At 45.6% G+C, this 17,601-nt stretch carries 15 protein-coding genes; 4 read left to right on the top strand and 11 right to left on the bottom strand.

Going from position 1 to position 17,601, the window contains the following annotated elements:
- Positions 1-277 precede the first annotated feature (277 nt).
- The 11 genes from ACQCV8_RS04460 to dnaA all read right to left on the bottom strand — a co-directional run bounded on the left by ACQCV8_RS04460 (position 278) and on the right by dnaA (position 14,340).
- Entirely contained in the window at positions 278-1,360 is a 1,083-nt protein-coding gene (locus ACQCV8_RS04460; protein WP_426843331.1) for an HD-GYP domain-containing protein, read from the bottom strand.
- A gap of 246 nt (positions 1,361-1,606) precedes the next feature.
- Positions 1,607-4,096, bottom strand: a complete 2,490-nt coding sequence (gene gyrA, locus ACQCV8_RS04455; RefSeq protein WP_426843330.1) for a DNA gyrase subunit A — start codon at positions 4,094-4,096, stop codon at positions 1,607-1,609.
- Positions 4,097-4,363: 267 nt separating this feature from the next.
- A complete protein-coding gene (locus tag ACQCV8_RS04450; protein WP_426843329.1) occupies positions 4,364-5,185 on the bottom strand; it encodes a carbohydrate ABC transporter permease in 822 nt (273 codons plus the stop codon).
- Complete coding sequence (locus ACQCV8_RS04445; protein ID WP_426843328.1) at positions 5,185-6,048, bottom strand: carbohydrate ABC transporter permease; 864 nt, start codon at positions 6,046-6,048, stop codon at positions 5,185-5,187. Before ACQCV8_RS04445 ends, ACQCV8_RS04450 begins: the two co-directional genes overlap by 1 nt.
- A 25-nt stretch (positions 6,049-6,073) precedes the next feature.
- Positions 6,074-7,309 carry an ABC transporter substrate-binding protein gene (locus ACQCV8_RS04440; RefSeq protein WP_426843327.1) on the bottom strand — a complete coding sequence of 412 codons (1,236 nt, stop codon included), beginning with the start codon at positions 7,307-7,309 and terminating at the stop codon, positions 6,074-6,076.
- A 367-nt stretch (positions 7,310-7,676) separates the two neighbouring features.
- Positions 7,677-9,599 carry a DNA gyrase subunit B gene (gene gyrB / locus ACQCV8_RS04435; protein WP_426843376.1) on the bottom strand — a complete coding sequence of 641 codons (1,923 nt, stop codon included), beginning with the start codon at positions 9,597-9,599 and terminating at the stop codon, positions 7,677-7,679.
- 55 nt (positions 9,600-9,654) lie between these two features.
- Positions 9,655-9,909 carry an extracellular matrix regulator RemB gene (gene remB / locus ACQCV8_RS04430; RefSeq protein ID WP_426843326.1) on the bottom strand — a complete coding sequence of 85 codons (255 nt, stop codon included), beginning with the start codon at positions 9,907-9,909 and terminating at the stop codon, positions 9,655-9,657.
- Positions 9,910-9,915: 6 nt separating this feature from the next.
- On the bottom strand, positions 9,916-11,040 hold the full coding sequence (gene recF / locus ACQCV8_RS04425) for a DNA replication/repair protein RecF (RefSeq protein ID WP_426843325.1): 1,125 nt from the start codon (positions 11,038-11,040) through the stop codon (positions 9,916-9,918).
- 18 nt (positions 11,041-11,058) lie between these two features.
- A complete protein-coding gene (gene yaaA, locus ACQCV8_RS04420) occupies positions 11,059-11,289 on the bottom strand; it encodes a S4 domain-containing protein YaaA (protein ID WP_426843324.1) in 231 nt (76 codons plus the stop codon).
- Between the two features lie 391 nt (positions 11,290-11,680).
- Complete coding sequence (gene dnaN / locus ACQCV8_RS04415; protein WP_426843323.1) at positions 11,681-12,817, bottom strand: DNA polymerase III subunit beta; 1,137 nt, start codon at positions 12,815-12,817, stop codon at positions 11,681-11,683.
- Between the two features lie 176 nt (positions 12,818-12,993).
- Positions 12,994-14,340 (bottom strand): chromosomal replication initiator protein DnaA, encoded by a 1,347-nt coding sequence (gene dnaA, locus ACQCV8_RS04410; RefSeq protein WP_426843322.1) that lies wholly within the window; start codon positions 14,338-14,340, stop codon positions 12,994-12,996.
- Positions 14,341-15,073: 733 nt separating this feature from the next.
- Here dnaA and rpmH point away from each other — a divergent pair.
- The 4 genes from rpmH (at position 15,074) to jag (ending at position 17,441) form a co-directional block, all read left to right on the top strand.
- Positions 15,074-15,208: a 50S ribosomal protein L34 gene (rpmH, locus tag ACQCV8_RS04405; RefSeq protein ID WP_019243402.1), complete on the top strand. Its 135-nt coding sequence runs from the start codon at positions 15,074-15,076 to the stop codon at positions 15,206-15,208.
- Positions 15,209-15,325: 117 nt separating this feature from the next.
- Complete coding sequence (gene rnpA, locus ACQCV8_RS04400; protein WP_426843321.1) at positions 15,326-15,685, top strand: ribonuclease P protein component; 360 nt, start codon at positions 15,326-15,328, stop codon at positions 15,683-15,685.
- Between the two features lie 233 nt (positions 15,686-15,918).
- Entirely contained in the window at positions 15,919-16,716 is a 798-nt protein-coding gene (gene spoIIIJ / locus ACQCV8_RS04395; protein ID WP_426843320.1) for a YidC family membrane integrase SpoIIIJ, read from the top strand.
- A complete protein-coding gene (jag, locus tag ACQCV8_RS04390; protein WP_426843319.1) occupies positions 16,713-17,441 on the top strand; it encodes an RNA-binding cell elongation regulator Jag/EloR in 729 nt (242 codons plus the stop codon). The genes spoIIIJ and jag overlap by 4 nt, the downstream gene beginning before the upstream one ends.
- The last annotated feature ends 160 nt before the right edge of the window (positions 17,442-17,601 follow it).

Genomic DNA, 17,601 nt, shown 5'->3' with positions numbered 1-17,601 from the left:
ATGTATTAGGCACGCCGCCAGCGTTCGTCCTGAGCCAGGATCAAACTCTCCAAAAAGTAGTTTGACTAGCTCTTGTTTAAAACTTTAGAATTAACGTTGGCACTTCGATTTGTTTAGTTTTCAAAGAACTTTTTTAGCACTGCTCCCGAAGGAACTCTCTTACTATAACACCGGGACTAGACCGTGGTCAAGAACTTTTATGAAGTTTTTTATATAAATGTTTCTGTTTTTGCAATAACAGTTCAAATTGGAAGAAGAGCCGGATCATCCGGCTCTTCTAAAGGGTTTCTTCTATATATAGATCCATGCGTTTATCCATCTGCAGGATTTCCTTCGACTCCAGGCGGACGATAGGTCTTACAGGCTTTTGTGCGTCGGTAAAAATCACTTCTCCAATGGTCCCGTCCGAAATTCTTACATGTGCTCCATGCAGCGTGCGGGTCAGAAGCTTAGATAAAACATTGACGGCGTTGAGATCAAATTTCCCAAAGCTGTCCTGTTTAATTTCTTCATATACTTTATAGGGGGACAGGCCTCTTCTGTAGGGACGGGGACAAATCATCGCCATAAAGGTATCGGAGAGCGCCACGATTTTTCCATATGGGTGAAGCTGGTCCCCTCTGACGCCAAGGGGATAACCGCTGCCGTCCATCCTTTCGTGATGCTGAAGCACTCCTACTTTAACGCCTTCTTTAATCGTTTTCAGGTCCTTGATCAGCTTATAGCTGGTTATGGAATGCTGCTTGATTTCCTCAAATTCCTTATCTGTCAGCGCAAGTTTTTTTAATAGAACGGAAGGATTTATTTTCGCCATGCCTGAGTCGCTTAGAACACCGGCAAGGGCAATCTGGTTAATTTCTCCGTTTGAAAACCCGAGCTGCTTCGCAACATAGGAACTCATTAGCGATACAGCAAGACTATGCTGCGAGATATACTCTTTTTCATGATAATACCGGGGAATCCCAAGAAGCTCCGTCGGATGGTCAATAAACGTTTCGAGTAAGGGGAGAACAATCGCTCTCAGTTTGGGAATATCTATTGAAACTCCTGACTGCCATCCTGAAAATAGCTTGTTAAATGAACGAGCCTGCTTTTGGAAGTGTACAGCAAATTCCCCGGCGGCTTCTTTCTGAGGCTTCAGCACATCCTGGTTTTTTTTGATGGTATACCCCGGCTGAAAGGGTTCTCCATTGGATAAGTAAGGATGCACCTCTATTTCTTTTACCATAAAAGCTCTGAGAATTTCAGTCAATTCCTCGTCAATCACGGTTTCTTTTCTCATTAACGGATGCATAGAAGGGCCTTTTATATCTTCTGAAAGAATACAGCCGTCTACAATTTGTTCTAATCCAGTGCGCATGTGCAGCACCCCCTTTTTCAATACGCTGTTTACGTTTCGCTGACCTTGAACGCTGATGGCGGCGGACAGACTGTCCCGCTGCTCGCGGAGGGAACTCGCCCTCCCCGGCCATTGGCTCCCCTCATTTTTCCGATCTGTATTTAACTCCGGGCATGAGAGTGAATTAGGTCGTTCGGCCTATATCTATTCTTTTTATCGGCAAAAAAAGGTACAACCTTTAATGGTTGTACCTTTTTTTTCTATTTTTTATTCAGCTGAAGATTCAGGGTCTGTAGAATCTTCATCCACCAGATCCTCAGTTTCCGGCTCTTCTTTTTCTACAAGTGCGATCGTGGAAACATGGTGATTCTCGGTGAGTCGGATCAGACGGACACCCTGAGTGTTCCGGCCCATTGTTGAGATATCATTAACGTCCATACGAATCAGAACTCCGCTTGCTGTGATCAGCATGAGGTCCTCTTCACCTGCAGAAGCTTTAAAGGAAACAACGCTGCCGTTTTTGTCGGTAATGTTGCACGTTTTAAGACCTTTGCCACCCCGGCTCTGTATGCGGTATTCAGAAGCCGGTGTTCGTTTTCCAAATCCGTTGCGGGTTACAATCAGGATATCTGTATCTTCTTCCAGAATTTCCATTCCCACTACTTCGTCATCGCCGGTGAGGCTGATTCCTTTAACGCCTGTAGCGGTTCTGCCCATTTGGCGGACATCTGTTTCAGGGAAACGGATCATCATTCCGTTTTTCGTTCCGATGATAATATCCTTTGAACCGTCTGTCAGGCGGACGGAAATTAATTCATCTTCTTCGCGGAGGCCGAGTGCAATCAATCCGTTTGTCCTGATGTTGGCAAATTGGGATAGAGGCGTCCGTTTTGAAATTCCCTCTTTTGTCGTAAAGAACAGGTACCAGTCATCCGGGAATTCCGAAACCGGGATAATGGCTTTGACCCATTCGTCGCGTTCGACTCCAAGCAGATTGACGATTGGAAGGCCTTTAGCCGTCCTGCCGTATTCAGGAATTTCATATCCTTTCGTGCGGTACACTTTCCCTTTATTCGTAAAATAAAGGATGGTGTCGTGGGTGGATGTGGTCAGGAGCTGGTCTACGAAGTCGTCTTCGTTTGTCCCCATTCCCTGAATTCCTCTTCCGCCCCTCTTCTGGCTGCGGTAAGTAGAGATCGGCAGCCGTTTGATGTAGCCGTTGTGAGTAAGCGTAAGAACGATGTTTTCTTCAGGAATCAAATCCTCATCTTCAAAAATTTCTGCTCCGCCTGCAATAAGTTCTGTGCGGCGCACGTCATTGAAGCGCTCTTTAATTTCCAGAAGCTCTTCCCGGATGATTTCAAGAACCTTCTCTTCGTCGGCCAAAATTGCCTTCAGTTCGGCAATCAGCTCGACAAGCCCCTGATACTCTTCCTCGATTTTTTCGCGTTCGAGTCCTGTTAACCGCTGAAGGCGCATATCAAGAATCGCCTGTGCCTGTTTTTCGCTGAGAGAGAATTGCTCCATCAAGCCTTGGCGTGCGATATCCGTTGTCTGCGATCCGCGGATCAGGGCGATTACCGCGTCCAGGTGGTCCAGTGCAATACGCAAGCCCTCTAAAATGTGGGCCCGTGCTTCTGCTTTTCTCAGCTCAAATGCCGTTCTGCGTTTGATGACAACCTTTTGATGCTCAAGGTAATGCTCGAGGAACTGCTTCAGGTTCAGAACCTGCGGCTGTCCGTTTGCCAGGGCCAGCATGTTTATGCCGAAGCTCGTCTGCAGAGCGGTTTGCTTGTAAAGGTTATTAAGAAGCACGTTCGCATTGGCATCCTTGCGAACCTCGATCACGACCCTCATTCCATTCCGGTCGGATTCATCCCGCAGATCTGAAATGCCGTCGATCTTTTTATCCCGGACCAGGTCAGCGATTTTTTCAATCAGCCTTGCTTTATTCACCTGGTAAGGGAGCTCGTGCACAATGATGACCTGCTTGCCTGAAGGCTTTTCTTCAATTTCGACTTTAGCACGTACAATAATAGAGCCTCTGCCCGTTTCATAGGCTTTGCGGATTCCGCTGCGGCCGAGGATTTGGCCAGCTGTCGGGAAGTCAGGACCCGGGATGATTTCCATAAGCTCCGCGATGGTAACCTCTGGATTCCGGCTGACAGCGAGTACCCCGTCAATGACCTCACCAAGCTGGTGGGGCGGAATATTCGTTGCCATTCCGACAGCTATTCCTGCTGCTCCGTTTACGAGCAGATTAGGGAATCTTGCCGGCAGGACGACAGGTTCTTTTTCAGAGCCATCATAGTTGTCCTGGTAATCGATTGTATCTTTATTAATATCCCGGAGGATTTCCATTGAAATTTTCGACATGCGTGCTTCCGTATAACGCATTGCTGCTGCTGCATCGCCGTCGACAGACCCGAAGTTTCCGTGACCGTCTACAAGCATATAGCGGAAGTTGAAATCCTGCGCCATCCGAACCATCGTGTCGTAAACAGCGGAATCACCGTGGGGGTGATACTTACCGATTACTTCACCTACGATACGCGCAGATTTTTTGAAGGGCTTATCGCTCGTCATGCCAAGATCATTCATTGCGTAGAGGATTCTTCGGTGAACAGGTTTTAACCCGTCCCGAACGTCCGGCAGTGCCCTTGACACGATTACGCTCATCGCATAATCCAGGAATGATGAACGCATTTCCTGGCTAATATTTATTTCCTTCACTTGAGGTGTTTTTTCTTCAGCCATGTTTAAACCTCCCCAGAACTTTTGTTTGGGAGTTAGAAAAACTATCTCCGTTTATATGAAAATCATTTCAAAGATTATGTAGATTGAAATCAGGCCATATTCTCCATTATATCAATAATCCCTTTATAATACACGTCTATTCATGAAAATCTATGTTCCTTGTGAATTTTTTAACAGATATCTACGGTCAAAAAAAGAACCCCCTATACAAATTAGGGGGTTCTGGCTGTGCGGATAGGTTGCCGGCAAACGGTTGTTTATTTAAGGTTATTTTATCGCCCCTTTCGTAACCCCGCTGATGATCCACTTCTGCGCGATGATATAGACAAGAATCATTGGCGCAAGAGCCATGAGGTAAGAAGAAAAGGCTAAATTATAGTCCGTGCTGAACTGACCCTGGAAAACAAACTGCACGAGCGGCAAGGTCGATAGCTCCCTGTCGCTGATGATGACGAGCGGGAGCATAAAATCGTTCCACGCCCAGAGAGTGGTCAATATGCCGACCGTGGCGTTCATTGGCATAAGCAGCGGGAAAATGACTTTCCAGAAGACCCCCCATGTGCTGGCACCATCTACGATCGCGGCTTCTTCCAGCTCTCTCGGAATCGATTTGATGTAACCGACGTATAAAAACACGTTAAAGGCTAAACCGTAGACCACATACAAAAAGATCAGGCCGACCAGATTGTCGAGATTCCACTGGGCGGTTTGTTTTACGATCGGCAGCATAATGATCGGAAACGGAATGAACATGGCGCTTACCAGATAATAAAAGATAAACTTATAGAATTTCTTATGCATATTTCTTGCGATGGCATACGCGACCATTGAATTTGTGAGCAGTGTCAATACCACGACGAATACGGTAATAAACAGACTGTTCCCCATGGCATTGAAAAAATTCGTCAGCTCAATCGCCTGGGCATAGTTTGAGAAGTCCCATTGCTCTGGAAGCGCAAGAAGAGATTTCCCCATCTCCTCCGGCGTTTTAAACGAGATGGTAACCGCCAGATAGAGCGGAAAAAGAATAAGCAGGGAACCTGCAATCAAAAGACCGGTAACGAGCCAGTTTGTTTTGCCTTTTTTCATTACAATTCCACCTCTCTTCTTTGCAGGTAGCGCAGCTGAACAACCGAGATGACGACGATAACAAGGAAGTAGATCACTGCGTTGGCAGACTGATAGGCAAATTCTCCGCCTTCAAATCCTCCCCTGAAAATCAGAAGGGAAATCGATTCCGTTGACGTTCCCGGTCCACCGCCCGTCATTGCGATAATATGGTCGAATACCATCAGGAAGTTTTTCATGGCAAGCACCATGTTGATGGTAAAGAAAGGCGCGATCAGCGGGAAAGTAATATTCCAGAATTTCTTCCATGTATTCGCCCCATCGATGCTGGCTGCTTCATACATATCAGCAGGGATGGTAACAAGTCCGGCCAGATAAAGAATAGTATTGAACGCCACCGCCTGCCAGACGGAAACGACAATAATACCAATCCAGGCAAGATCCGGCTGTCCAAGGATGTTCTCGGCAAGTGCGTTGATTCCAAGTGCCTGAGCAATGTCGGGAATAAAAAAAGTAAAAATAAAGTTGAAGATGTAGCCGACTATTAAAATACTAAGAATATTCGGCAGAAAATATACAGCACGGAGCGTTTTTTGAAATTTGATTTTGGAGTTAAGGCCAATGGCTATAATGAGACTGAAAATATTGACCAGAATCGTGGCAATGATCGCAAACTGGAATGTAAATCCATAGGCCTGCAGAGCCCGCTCATCCTGAAATACGTTAAAGTAATTTTTCAGTCCGACGAAGCTCCATTCCCCATAGCCTTTGTAATCCGTAAAGCTGTAGTAGATTCCCTGCAGCGCCGGATAAGTATGAAAAACAAAAAACAGAATCAGTGCAGGAATGGTCATGAGCATAAAAGCCCGTTGTCTTGTTTTCATCCGTCAGATCTCCTCTCGTGCCGAATTAGTAGCGGTTTTGAACTTTATCCCATTCCCTGTCCATTTTGCGCAAAAAGGCATCTTTGTTTTTATTGATCAGAAACTCCTGAATAATTCCTTCCGGGCGAATGGCTCTTGGATAAGAGTGATCAGGGAAGCCTGTCAGTCTCTCTTTTTCAAAGCTTTCCTGTATCCCTTTCATGACCGGATCCTCCTGGAGGACACCGTCTATGGCAGAGAATGCTTTTTGCTCTTCGATGTACTGTTTGGACTGCTCTTCTTCAAGCATAAAACGAAAGAATTTTTTCGCTTCCTCCGGGTGCTCAATATCCTTATTCATCGTAAGGAGTACGTCAACACCCGATACAAGGTTGTTTTGCTCCGGATCCTCTGTGACAGGGAGCGGAAACACTCCGAGCTCAATGTCCGGGTTTATTTTCTGTATTTCCGGGATGGCCCAGTTTCCCTGAAGGTAAAAGACTCCGTCTCCATTCGCGAAGGCTTTGTTTCCATCCGCATATCCGAAGCCATAATTGCTTTTATGGCCGTAATTCAACAGCTCGAGCATTTTGTCGGCAACCTCGGAGTAATTTTCTTCAAAGCTCGCTTCCCCGTTCCTCTTTTTCTCGGCAAAATTGTCACCCTGCAGATTTCCGGCGACCGAGTTCCAGGGAATCATTCCTGTCCAGGCATCCTTGAGGGTGAAATAAATCGGAACGTCACCCGCTTCTTTAACCTGCTTAAGCTGTCCAATAAACTCACTCCAGGTTTTAGGGGCTTCAAACCCGTATTCTGCGAATTTTGCTTTGTTGTAAATAACAACATTTGCGTTTGTAGCATAGGGAATTCCGTATGTACCTTCCTGCTCATTCGCAAGCGTATTGATCATCTCCAGATAGGACGGCTTTATTGAATCCGGCAAATCAGTTTTGGAGAAGTCATAAAAGATGCCTGCATTCGCCAGTTCTCCATAGGAGCCATTTCCCCCGATCGCCAGCATGTCAGGCATATCCTCTTTTACAAGCCTTGTTTTTAATACGGTCTCGGCTTCCGGAGGGGCATTCAGCTGAATGTCGATATCCGGATTTTTCTCTTCAAATTTTTCAATAAGTCCTTCAAACGTGCCGACGTTCTCAGCTTTATTGGAAAACAGTTCAAGCTTCACCTTGCCGCTGGATGGAGTGTTCTCAGCCTGACAGGCAGAGAGCACCCCCACACCGAAGAGGATGCTAAAACTTAATGCTAATGGCTTTCTGAACATATAGACGTCTCCTCCTTCGTTAGTAAACGTTTACGCAAACCTCCAAAAAAATTTGTGTAAACGTTTACGTTGCCTTCATCATACCAAAGGCGGCGGTCTGTTGCAAACACTTTCAAATGAAAATTACAGCTCTGTTCACCGCCTGCATATGCTTTGATAGAAATTGGGAGCTTTGCCTGGCAATGAACGATTCCACCGCCTTCCCACGTATCCTTCCCTGGCATCCCGCTCCATCCCATCGCTTTATGTTCCCATCCGGCAATTCGCTGCGGTTTTGCAGGGGTGGCTGGCTCATAGGATAGGGCGGGCAGGGCGGGCAGAAAAAAAGACCGGGCCTTTTAAAAAACGGCACCGGTCTTTCTCGTTATTAAATATCAAGATTTTTTACGTATTTTGCATTTTCCTCGATAAAGTTGCGTCGCGGTTCGACTTTGTCTCCCATGAGGATATCAAAAGTTTCATCCGCTTCGATTGCATCCTGAAGGCTTACCTGAAGCAGGGTTCTGGATTCAGGATCCATCGTGGTTTCCCAAAGCTGCTCAGGGTTCATCTCTCCAAGACCTTTATAACGCTGGATGCCGGGCTTTGGCGTTTGGGGAATTTCCCCCATTATCCGTTCAAGCTCGCGGTCATTGTAGGCATACTCGATTCTTTTGCCCTGCTGAATTTTATAGAGTGGAGGCTGGGCAATGTAGATATAGCCTTTTTCAATAATTTCACGCATGTAGCGGTAAAAGAATGTAAGAAGAAGCGTTCGGATATGGGCTCCATCCACATCGGCATCGGTCATGATGACGACCTTATGGTACCTTGCTTTCGCGATATCAAAGTCTTCGCCGATTCCTGTTCCGAGAGCCGTGATGATGGTGCGGATCTCATTGTTGGACAGGATTTTATCCAGACGGGCTTTTTCGACGTTGATAATTTTTCCGCGCAGCGGCAGGATCGCCTGGAAATGACGGGAACGCCCCTGCTTCGCAGAGCCTCCTGCAGAGTCACCCTCAACGACGTACAATTCACTGATGGACGGGTCTTTGGATGAGCAGTCTGCAAGCTTGCCGGGAAGATTGGATATTTCAAGTGCGCTTTTTCGCCTTGTAAGCTCTCTCGCTTTTTTGGCAGCCATTCTTGCACGGGCGGCCATCATCCCTTTTTCAACGATTTTCTTAGCTGTTTGCGGATTTTCAAGCAGGAATTTTTCAAAGCCTTCATCAAATAAAGAATCGGTTACTGTACGGGCTTCAGAATTTCCAAGCTTCGTTTTTGTCTGCCCTTCAAATTGCGGATCAGGATGCTTGATGCTGACGATGGCGGTAATTCCTTCACGTACATCCTCACCGCTCAGATTGGCATCGCTGTCCTTGAACACATTATGCTTTCTTGCATAGTCATTGATGACACGGGTCAGGGCCGTTTTAAATCCGGCCTCATGCGTTCCGCCCTCATACGTATGAATATTGTTTGCAAAGGAATAAATGCTGCTTGTATAGCCGTCGTTATACTGAAGAGCGATTTCAATGGTAATCCCGTCTTTTTCTCCTTCAAGATAGACTGGCTCGCCATGAATGGCTTCTTTTGTGCGGTTTAAATGCTCCACATACGATTTGATTCCGCCCTCGTAATGGTATTCATTCTGACGTTTGTTTTCGCGTTTGTCCTCAATCAGAATTTTAATGCCCCTGTTCAGGAAAGCAAGCTCTCTTAAACGGTTTGCGAGTGTTTCATAATCATACTCGGTTGTTTCACTGAAGATTTCCGGATCGGGTTCAAAATGAATGATGGTTCCGGTCTTGTCCGTTTCTCCGATGATTTCGAGCTCACCCTTCGGTACTCCTCGCTCGAAGCGCTGAAGGTGGATTTTTCCATCCCGGTGAACTTTGACTTCAAGGTGAGTCGAGAGGGCATTTACGACAGACGCCCCTACTCCATGGAGTCCGCCGGAAACTTTATAGCCGCCGCCGCCAAACTTTCCGCCGGCGTGGAGAACCGTCATAATGACCTCCACAGCCGGTCTTCCCATTTTTTCATGGATACCGACCGGGATTCCCCGTCCGTTATCTGTTACCGTAATGCTGTTGTTTTCTTCGATGGTCACCTTAATTTCATCGCAAAAACCGGCCAAAGCCTCATCAATGCTATTATCAACAATTTCCCAGACAAGGTGGTGCAATCCTTTTGCGCTCGTTGAACCAATATACATCCCGGGACGCTTGCGAACCGCTTCAAGACCTTCGAGTACCTGAATCTGGTTTTCGTCATATGCTTGTTCTTCCACTTGTTTTTGTTCCATGGCCAATTATGTTCACCTACTCTTTTCAAAACGTCTTATAGTGCCATTTTGTTCATTATCGATTGGAATCTATATCAAACGCGTAATGCGCTCTTTTTTTCAGTGTGCTTGAGGCTAAGGGAGAATAATAAATGTGCCGGTCTGTGACCACGATGGACTTGGCGTCCCCCTCTGACAGCTGAACCACTTTCTCGCTTTGCTTTTCCAAAAATTCTGCAGCAATGCCGGAGCTTTTGGAAGAGGAGTAATCCATAATAAAAATGACATCTTTAGACGGGACTACAAAGTCATCTCCCAGATGGATGTACATGGCGGTTCACCTCGATTCGTTTGTTTCAAGCTGCCCTGACGACACATGATAGGAAGCTGCCTCTTTCAGCGTCTGGTGATCAATCCCTTCCACACTTGTGGTCGTGACAAAGGTCTGCACTCTCCCCTGAATCGTGTTCAGAAGATGGGACTGGCGATAGTCATCCAGCTCTGAAAGGACATCGTCCAAAAGCAGGATCGGGTACTCACCGATCTCTTCATGAATTAATTCAATTTCTGCAAGCTTTAAAGAAAGGGCCGTCGTGCGCTGCTGGCCCTGTGAGCCGAAGGTCTGGACGTCCCTTCCGTTTACAAAAAACTGCAGATCGTCCCTGTGGGGGCCGGCCAGAGTGGTCCCCCGTTCAATTTCTCTATCTTTTATTTTATCAAACTTATCCATATAGGCTTCTATCATTTTCGACAAATCCGCCTCTTCTGATACCTCAACCGATGATTTATATTGAATGGTCAAGGTTTCCAGACCTCTGGAGATGCCTGAATGGATAGGCTGAGCCCATTTTTCCAGCTGATTAATAAACACGCTTCGTTTCCTGTACAGTCTGGCCGCTGTTTCACTAAGCTGCTCTGTGAGAACGTCAAGCATTGTCCGGTCCTTCTGTTTTTTGATCTGAAGCTGTTTTAAGTAATGGTTTCGCTGCTGGAGGATTTTCTGATACAGGCTCAAGTCGTGCAAATAGACAGCCGAAACCTGTCCGATCTCCATATCCGTGAATCTTCTCCTCACCTGAGGGCTTCCTTTTACGAGGTTCAGATCTTCGGGAGCGAACATAATCACATTGACTGCCCCAATATACTGGCTGAGCTTTTGCTGTTCCAGATGATTTATTTTCGCCTTCTTCCCTTTTTTGGAAAGGACGAGCTGCATGGGAATAGATCCGTTGGTTTTTAAAACCCTTCCCTCTATTTTAGCATATTCTTCATCCCAGCGGATAAGATCTTTATCATTGGAGGTGCGATGGGATTTGGCCATGGCAAGCACGTAAATGGCCTCCATCATATTTGTTTTGCCCTGGGCATTTTCCCCGATGATGACGTTCACTTTGTTTTCAAATGACACTTCAAGATCGGTATAGTTGCGGTAATTTTTAAGCTTCAGTTCCTGTATATGCATTGATCCACCAACCTTGCTCTATTCATGTGTGCTGATCACAACAAATGAACCGAACTCCGGAATGAGAACTGTATCCTGGTTTCGCAGCTTTTTACCGCGGCGGTTTTCCGGTTCCCCGTTTACCAATACTTCATGCTCACTTAAAAACCATTTGACCATCCCGCCCGACTGGATCACTTCAGCAAGCTTAAGAAATTGCCCCAGGGTGATGTATTCCGTATCAATTTGAATGTGCTGTCCGCTTCCCATGCATATACCTCCCAATCATTAAAAATCTCATCGCTGTAAATCGGCATAATTTCCATTTTACTCAATTTCCTCTTAAAAGAAAAGCGCAGTTGGATTTGGCTGTGAATTTCCGAGGTCCGGGCGGCAAGCCTCATCTCCGCTTTGCGGCTGCAGAGTCTTACATGTCCCACTGCTCCCGCAGGAGTCTCACGCCTTACGCTCCAATCCACAGGTGCAAAAAATCAGCACCATGCTCTAACCTAGCCAAAAGAAAAGCACACCGGTTCCTGTACTATAACAAAATCCGAAAGCACCCTTCACTAAAACGAACGGTGTCCATATCGCGAGGACACCGTTCATGCTTATCTGCAAAAAAAAAGAAGCTGACAAGGCAGTGCCAGCCTCTTTCACTTTAATACGTTCGTACAGGAAGAATCAGCTGAAGGATCGTATCGTCTTCTGGCGTACGGATTAAAAAGGGCCTCATTGCCCCTGTAAAGCTTACTTTGATTTCGCTGCTCTCCAATGCTTTCAGCGCATCCATCATATATTTCGCGCTAAAGGAAATTTTCAGTTCTTCTCCAGTGATCTCCTCGGTCTGAACTTCTTCTATTACTTTTCCGATTTCAGGTGAGTTAGAGGAGATTTCAAGGATGCCGCCTTCAAGAGTAGACAGTTTGACCACGTTGTTCCGCCCTTCTTTGGCTAGCAGGGAAGCCCGGTCAATGGATTGAAGAAATTCCTTCGTCTGAACGAGTACATCTGTTTTGCTTTCATCGGGGATCAGGCGCGATGTATCCGGATAGTTCCCATCAAGCAGTCTAGAAAAGAACAGAATGTTTTTGGATTTAAAGAGCACCTGATTGTCTGTAAATACGATTTCCGTCAGTTCATTGGAATCATCGAGGATTTTGCTTAGCTCGGCTAAGCTTTTTCCCGGGATTACGACATTATATGTCCCATCATGTCCGGCATCGATCGAGGTTTTTCTTAATGCCAGCCGGTGGCTGTCTGTAGCGATGCATGTAAGCTCCCCATTTTCCAATCGCCAGTTAACGCCGGTTAAAATTGGTCTTGTCTCGGAGGTGGAGACGGCGAATCCTGTTTGTCTGATCAATGTTTTTAATAAATCAGCCGGAATGCGGGAAACATTTTCCTCTTCGACATTCGGCAGATGAGGATATTCCTGGGCGTCCTGGCCGTTTAAATTAAATTCTGCTTTGCCGGAGCGGATGATGGTGGAGAAGTGATTTTCCACTTCCATTTCCACTGTATCCTTTGGCAGCTTTTTTACGATCTCGCTGAAAAATCTGGCCTGCAGGACGATGCTTCCTGGTGTCTGGACTTCCACATTGATTTTTCCTTTTTCCTCTGCAGGAATGAAGGACTCGATGGAAATATCGGAGTCGCTTCCTGTTAACGTGACGCCTTCACTGTTGGCTACGATTTTGATTCCGGTCAGAATGGGAATGGTTGTCCGGGAAGAAACAGCTTTCATTACGTCTTGAACACTTTGAGCAAGTTTATCTTTCTGAATGACAAATTTCATTCAAATTCCTCCTGTTTAAACGTCTTAATCTATTAATTAATCTTTAAAAAATTAGTAGAAGTACTAGTAGGGCTTGTGAGTATGTGGATAACTTCAGAAAGACAAGGAAACACAGTCTATCAACATGTGGATAGACTGTGTATGAAAGAAGGAGAGTTATGCACATAATTCACGGATTAATTTTTCAGGGATTCTTTGATTTCTTTCACCTGGCGCTGAAGCTGGTCATCGATTTGCAGCATTTTGCTGATTTTTTCATGGGCGTGAATGACCGTAGTATGATCGCGTCCCCCGAATTCTTCCCCGATTTTAGGGAGGGAGGAATCCGTAAGCTCCCTGGATAAGTACATCGCTATCTGCCTTGGAAAAGCAACGGATTTGGTTCGTTTTTTCGCTTTAAAGTCCTCGAGACGAACCTGGTAATGCTGGCCTACTGTTTTTTGGATATCCTGAATGGTCACCATCCGCGGTTTTGAGCTTGGAATAATGTCCTTCAAAGCTTCCGCTGCCAGATCGGCATTAATATCTTTATTGATGAGTGACGAATACGCAACGACACGGATTAAGGCTCCTTCAAGCTCCCGGATGTTTGAATCAATCTGGTTCGCTATGTAAAGCATAACCTCATTCGGTATATCCAGTCCTTCTGCCTTAGCTTTTTTACGGAGAATCGCGATCCTTGTTTCCAGATCAGGCGGTGTAATATCCGTAATCAGTCCCCACTCAAAGCGGCTTCTTAAGCGGTCTTCCAGAGTTGGGATCTCTTTTGGCGGCCTGTCGCTTGAAATCACAATCTGCTTGCTTTCCTCATGCAGCGTATTAAACGTATGGAAGAATTCTTCCTGGGTTTGTTCTTTTCCGGCCAAAAACTGAATATCATCTATCAGAAGAACATCCACACTTCGATATTTATTGCGGAAATCGACCGCTTTGTTGTCACGGATGGAATTGATAAATTCATTTGTAAATTTTTCAGAAGACAAATAGACGACTTTTGCCGATGGGTTATGGTCAATGACATAGTGCCCGATCGCATGCATTAAGTGGGTTTTGCCAAGTCCAACTCCACCATAAATAAAGAGCGGGTTGTATGCCTTTGCCGGCGCCTCTGCCACAGCAAGTGATGCTGCGTGGGCAAAGCGGTTTCCCGATCCGATTACGAACGTGTCGAACGTATACTTCGGGTTCAGCATGTTCTGTGGAATGTCGATCTGGTCATCTGGGTCCTTTACAGGCTTAGCGGGCGTTTTTGGGATAAAATCCTCTTCATCCTGATTTAGCGGGATGATAAATTTTACGGCCAGTTCCTCTCCGGTCAATTCATAAATAATATTGGCGATTAAATGGAGATAGCGGCTTTCAAGCCAATCTCTGGCAAATTCATTTGGTGCTGTAATGGTTAAGGTATCTCCCTGCAGAGCATGTGCTTTTGTCGATTTGAGCCACGTATCGTAGCTGGGCTTGCTGATTTTTTTTTCAATCTCTCCAAGAGCTTTTGTCCAAAGATCCGAAATATTTTCCATTAGCTGCTTTGTCCCTCCTTCTCCAAGTCTTGCTATCTATCTTTATTATTTTCTTTCACGAAAAAAACAGGCATGCTGACAGCCTTGTACAGAAGTTGTACAGCAGCTTCGGCACCCTTTGAATATTTATACATTCATATTGAATTGTTGATAACGATATAATATAGTAGAAAAACAGGTTTTCGACAAAATCCCCCTGATTGTGGACAAGCCTGCAAACACGATGTGGTCAACTTTCCACACGTTATCCACAGATTGTGGATAAGCGAATCCGGTTCTTTTCGTTATCAAGAGTTAAAACACAAATATAATATCAAAATAAACCAATTGTTGCAATGGGGTCCGAAACTTATCCACAGCAGAAACATCCTGTCGAATAAAATTGTCCACATGGGAAGATTGTGTGAAAAACTTGTCGATAAAGGGTGTGGATAAGAAAAAAGCAGCCGAAAAGTTGTCCACAGCCTGATTTAAAATGAAAACATTGGGAACCGGAGTGGCAGATAAGACTTCCGGGTAAAGGAGCAGGACGAGAAAGATCCGGCTCAAGCTGAAAATGAGAGTCAACAGCTCTGAGCAAGGAGGACCGCTGCTGATTCATGGCGGTGGAAAAGCCGACCGTCCTTTTTCTCTTAATGGATTCTATTTTTTTTGGCTATTGACATATACAGGGTAAGGTCACTATACTTATAAGGACTGTCTTTAACAGCTATTCCTCAGGGAGGTGCATATAATGAAACGTACTTATCAACCAAATAAACGCAAACACAGCAAAGTACACGGCTTCCGTGCGCGCATGAGCACTAAAAATGGACGTAAAGTCCTTGCTGCCCGCCGTCGTAAAGGAAGAAAAGTATTATCCGCATAAGCCACTGAAAACGTCAGTGGTTTTTTTTTCATTAAAAGGGTTTTAGATTGACCGGTCATTTGGCTACCCTGATAGGGATGCAAAGGGTTAGAGCAATAAAAGCGGAGTGGAGTCAGCATGAAAAAAAAGAATCGGATTAAACGGAATGAGGACTTCCAGCAGGTTTTCAAAAAAGGGAAATCCATTGCAAACCGGCAATTTGTTCTGTACACCCTTCATAGAGATGAAGAGAAAGAGTTCAGACTCGGATTATCGGTGAGCAAAAAGATCGGAAATGCGGTTACTAGAAACCGTGTAAAAAGACTTGTAAAGCAAATTTTTCTTGAAGAAAAAGATTTCCTTTCTGCAGGGAAGGACTATATTGTTATCGCCAGAAAACCGGCGGCCGAATTAACGTATGAAGAAGTGCGCAGCAGTCTTTATCACCTGTTTAAAAAAGCAAGGCTTTTCACAAAGAAAAAAAATGGTGAAAAATGATGTCAGGAAACGTTTGAAAAGAAAAAACAAATTCTAAATAAAAGATGGTAAAATACAGTTGGATGGCCTGTACGGGGTGCAGATGCCGTTTACACTTGCGTTTTTTCGTCATAACCAGGCGAAAACCCAGTGAGCAGGTTTGGATACGATTAGAGAATAAGGGTCTTTAATTGGACAGAGACAGTCAGGTTCAATCAGGCTCACAAATAGACATGCTGTTAGGAGGACAAAGTTTGAAGAGGCGCATTTGGTTAGTTCTAGCATTAGTTGGTCTTGTTACCCTCTTATCCGGCTGTACGGAAATCAATCAGCCGATTACGGATGAAAGCACAGGGTTTTGGAATCAGTACATTGTTTACCCTCTTTCCTGGATTATTATTTATTTTGCCGATTTAACAGGCGGCGGCGCTGCAACTGCAAACTATGGACTGGCGATCGTCATCGTAACACTCCTCATCCGGTTCGCAATTTTGCCGCTGATGATCAAGCAGACAAGAAGTTCAAAAGCGATGCAGGCGCTTCAGCCCGAAATGAAGCAGCTTCGTGAAAAATACAGCTCCAAAGATCAGCAGACCCAGCAAAAGCTTCAGCAGGAAACGATGGCTTTATTCCAGAAGCACGGAGTCAATCCCCTTGCAGGATGTTTCCCATTGCTTGTGCAAATGCCGATTTTGATTGGATTTTATCATGCGATTATGAGAACGGAAGCAATCAAGGAGCATACCTTCCTTTGGTTTGACCTTGGCGATAAAGACCCCTTCTACATTTTGCCTGTCGTTGCGGGGATTACAACGTTCATCCAGCAGAAAATCATGATGGCCGGAACAGAAAACCAGAATCCGCAAATGGCAATGATGGTTTGGCTGATGCCGATCATGATCGTTATTTTCGCGATTACATTCCCTGCAGCCCTTTCCTTGTACTGGGTCGTAGGTAACATTTTCATGATTGTTCAATCCCTTCTGATTAAAGGTCCGGATTTGAAAGCGAATGCGCAGAAAACGCCGCAGAAAGCGGGCGCTAAAAAGTGAGAGAGGCGACTGCTTCCGGTTCGACCGTTGAAGAAGCCGCACAAACCGCTTTAAGAAAACTCGGCGCTTCAAAAGATGAGGCGGACATCGAGGTCATCATTGAAGGCAAAAAGGGGTTTTTCGGTCTATTTGGCAAAAGAGATGCGGTTGTCAAAGCCGTTTTGAAATTGCCGGAGCCTGTTCCTTTGATGGAAGAGGAGCCTGAACAAACCCCCGCACCTTCAGCTATATATACAGAAGAAGCGGTGCAGCCTCTGCCGCAGAAAAAGATCGATGAAAAGCCTGGTGAAGAGGCACACGCCTATTTGATTCAAGTCATTGAAAAAATGGGAGTGAAAGCTTCGGTTGAAAAGATACAAAAAGGACGGAACCTCTCGTTTCTAATAGAGGGGGAAGACATTGCTCTTCTCATCGGAAAAAGGGGACAAACCCTGAATGCCCTCCAGTATTTGACTCAGCTTGTCGCCAACAGGCATTCCGATCAGTACTTTCACGTTATGGTGGATGCGGAGTCCTACCGCGAACGGCGGGAAGAAATTCTGGTGCAGCTGGCTAACAAACTGGCAAGCCAGGCCTCTGCTTCTTCGAAAGCGGTGGCACTTGAGCCAATGCCTTCCAATGAGAGGAAAATAATACACGCTGCCCTTGCACGCAATTACAGGGTAGAAACGCACTCGGCCGGTGAAGAGCCGAGGCGCCATATTGTGATTACACCTAAAAAATGACCAGCCCCCGGGCTGGTTATTTTTTTATCCACTGGCTCAGACAGAGCTTGAGATTTTCGCTGCTGGTTTCACAGATTCCGATATTGGATACTGATTGGGTCTCCCTCATGTAAAAGCGGCTGCCTGCGCTGGAAAGGAACAGGCATGCTTAACGTTTTCA

The organism is Metabacillus sp. 84, from assembly GCF_050107715.1.
Taxonomy (GTDB): domain Bacteria; phylum Bacillota; class Bacilli; order Bacillales; family Bacillaceae; genus Metabacillus_B.
This window is presented reverse-complemented; position numbering and strand designations above follow the sequence as displayed.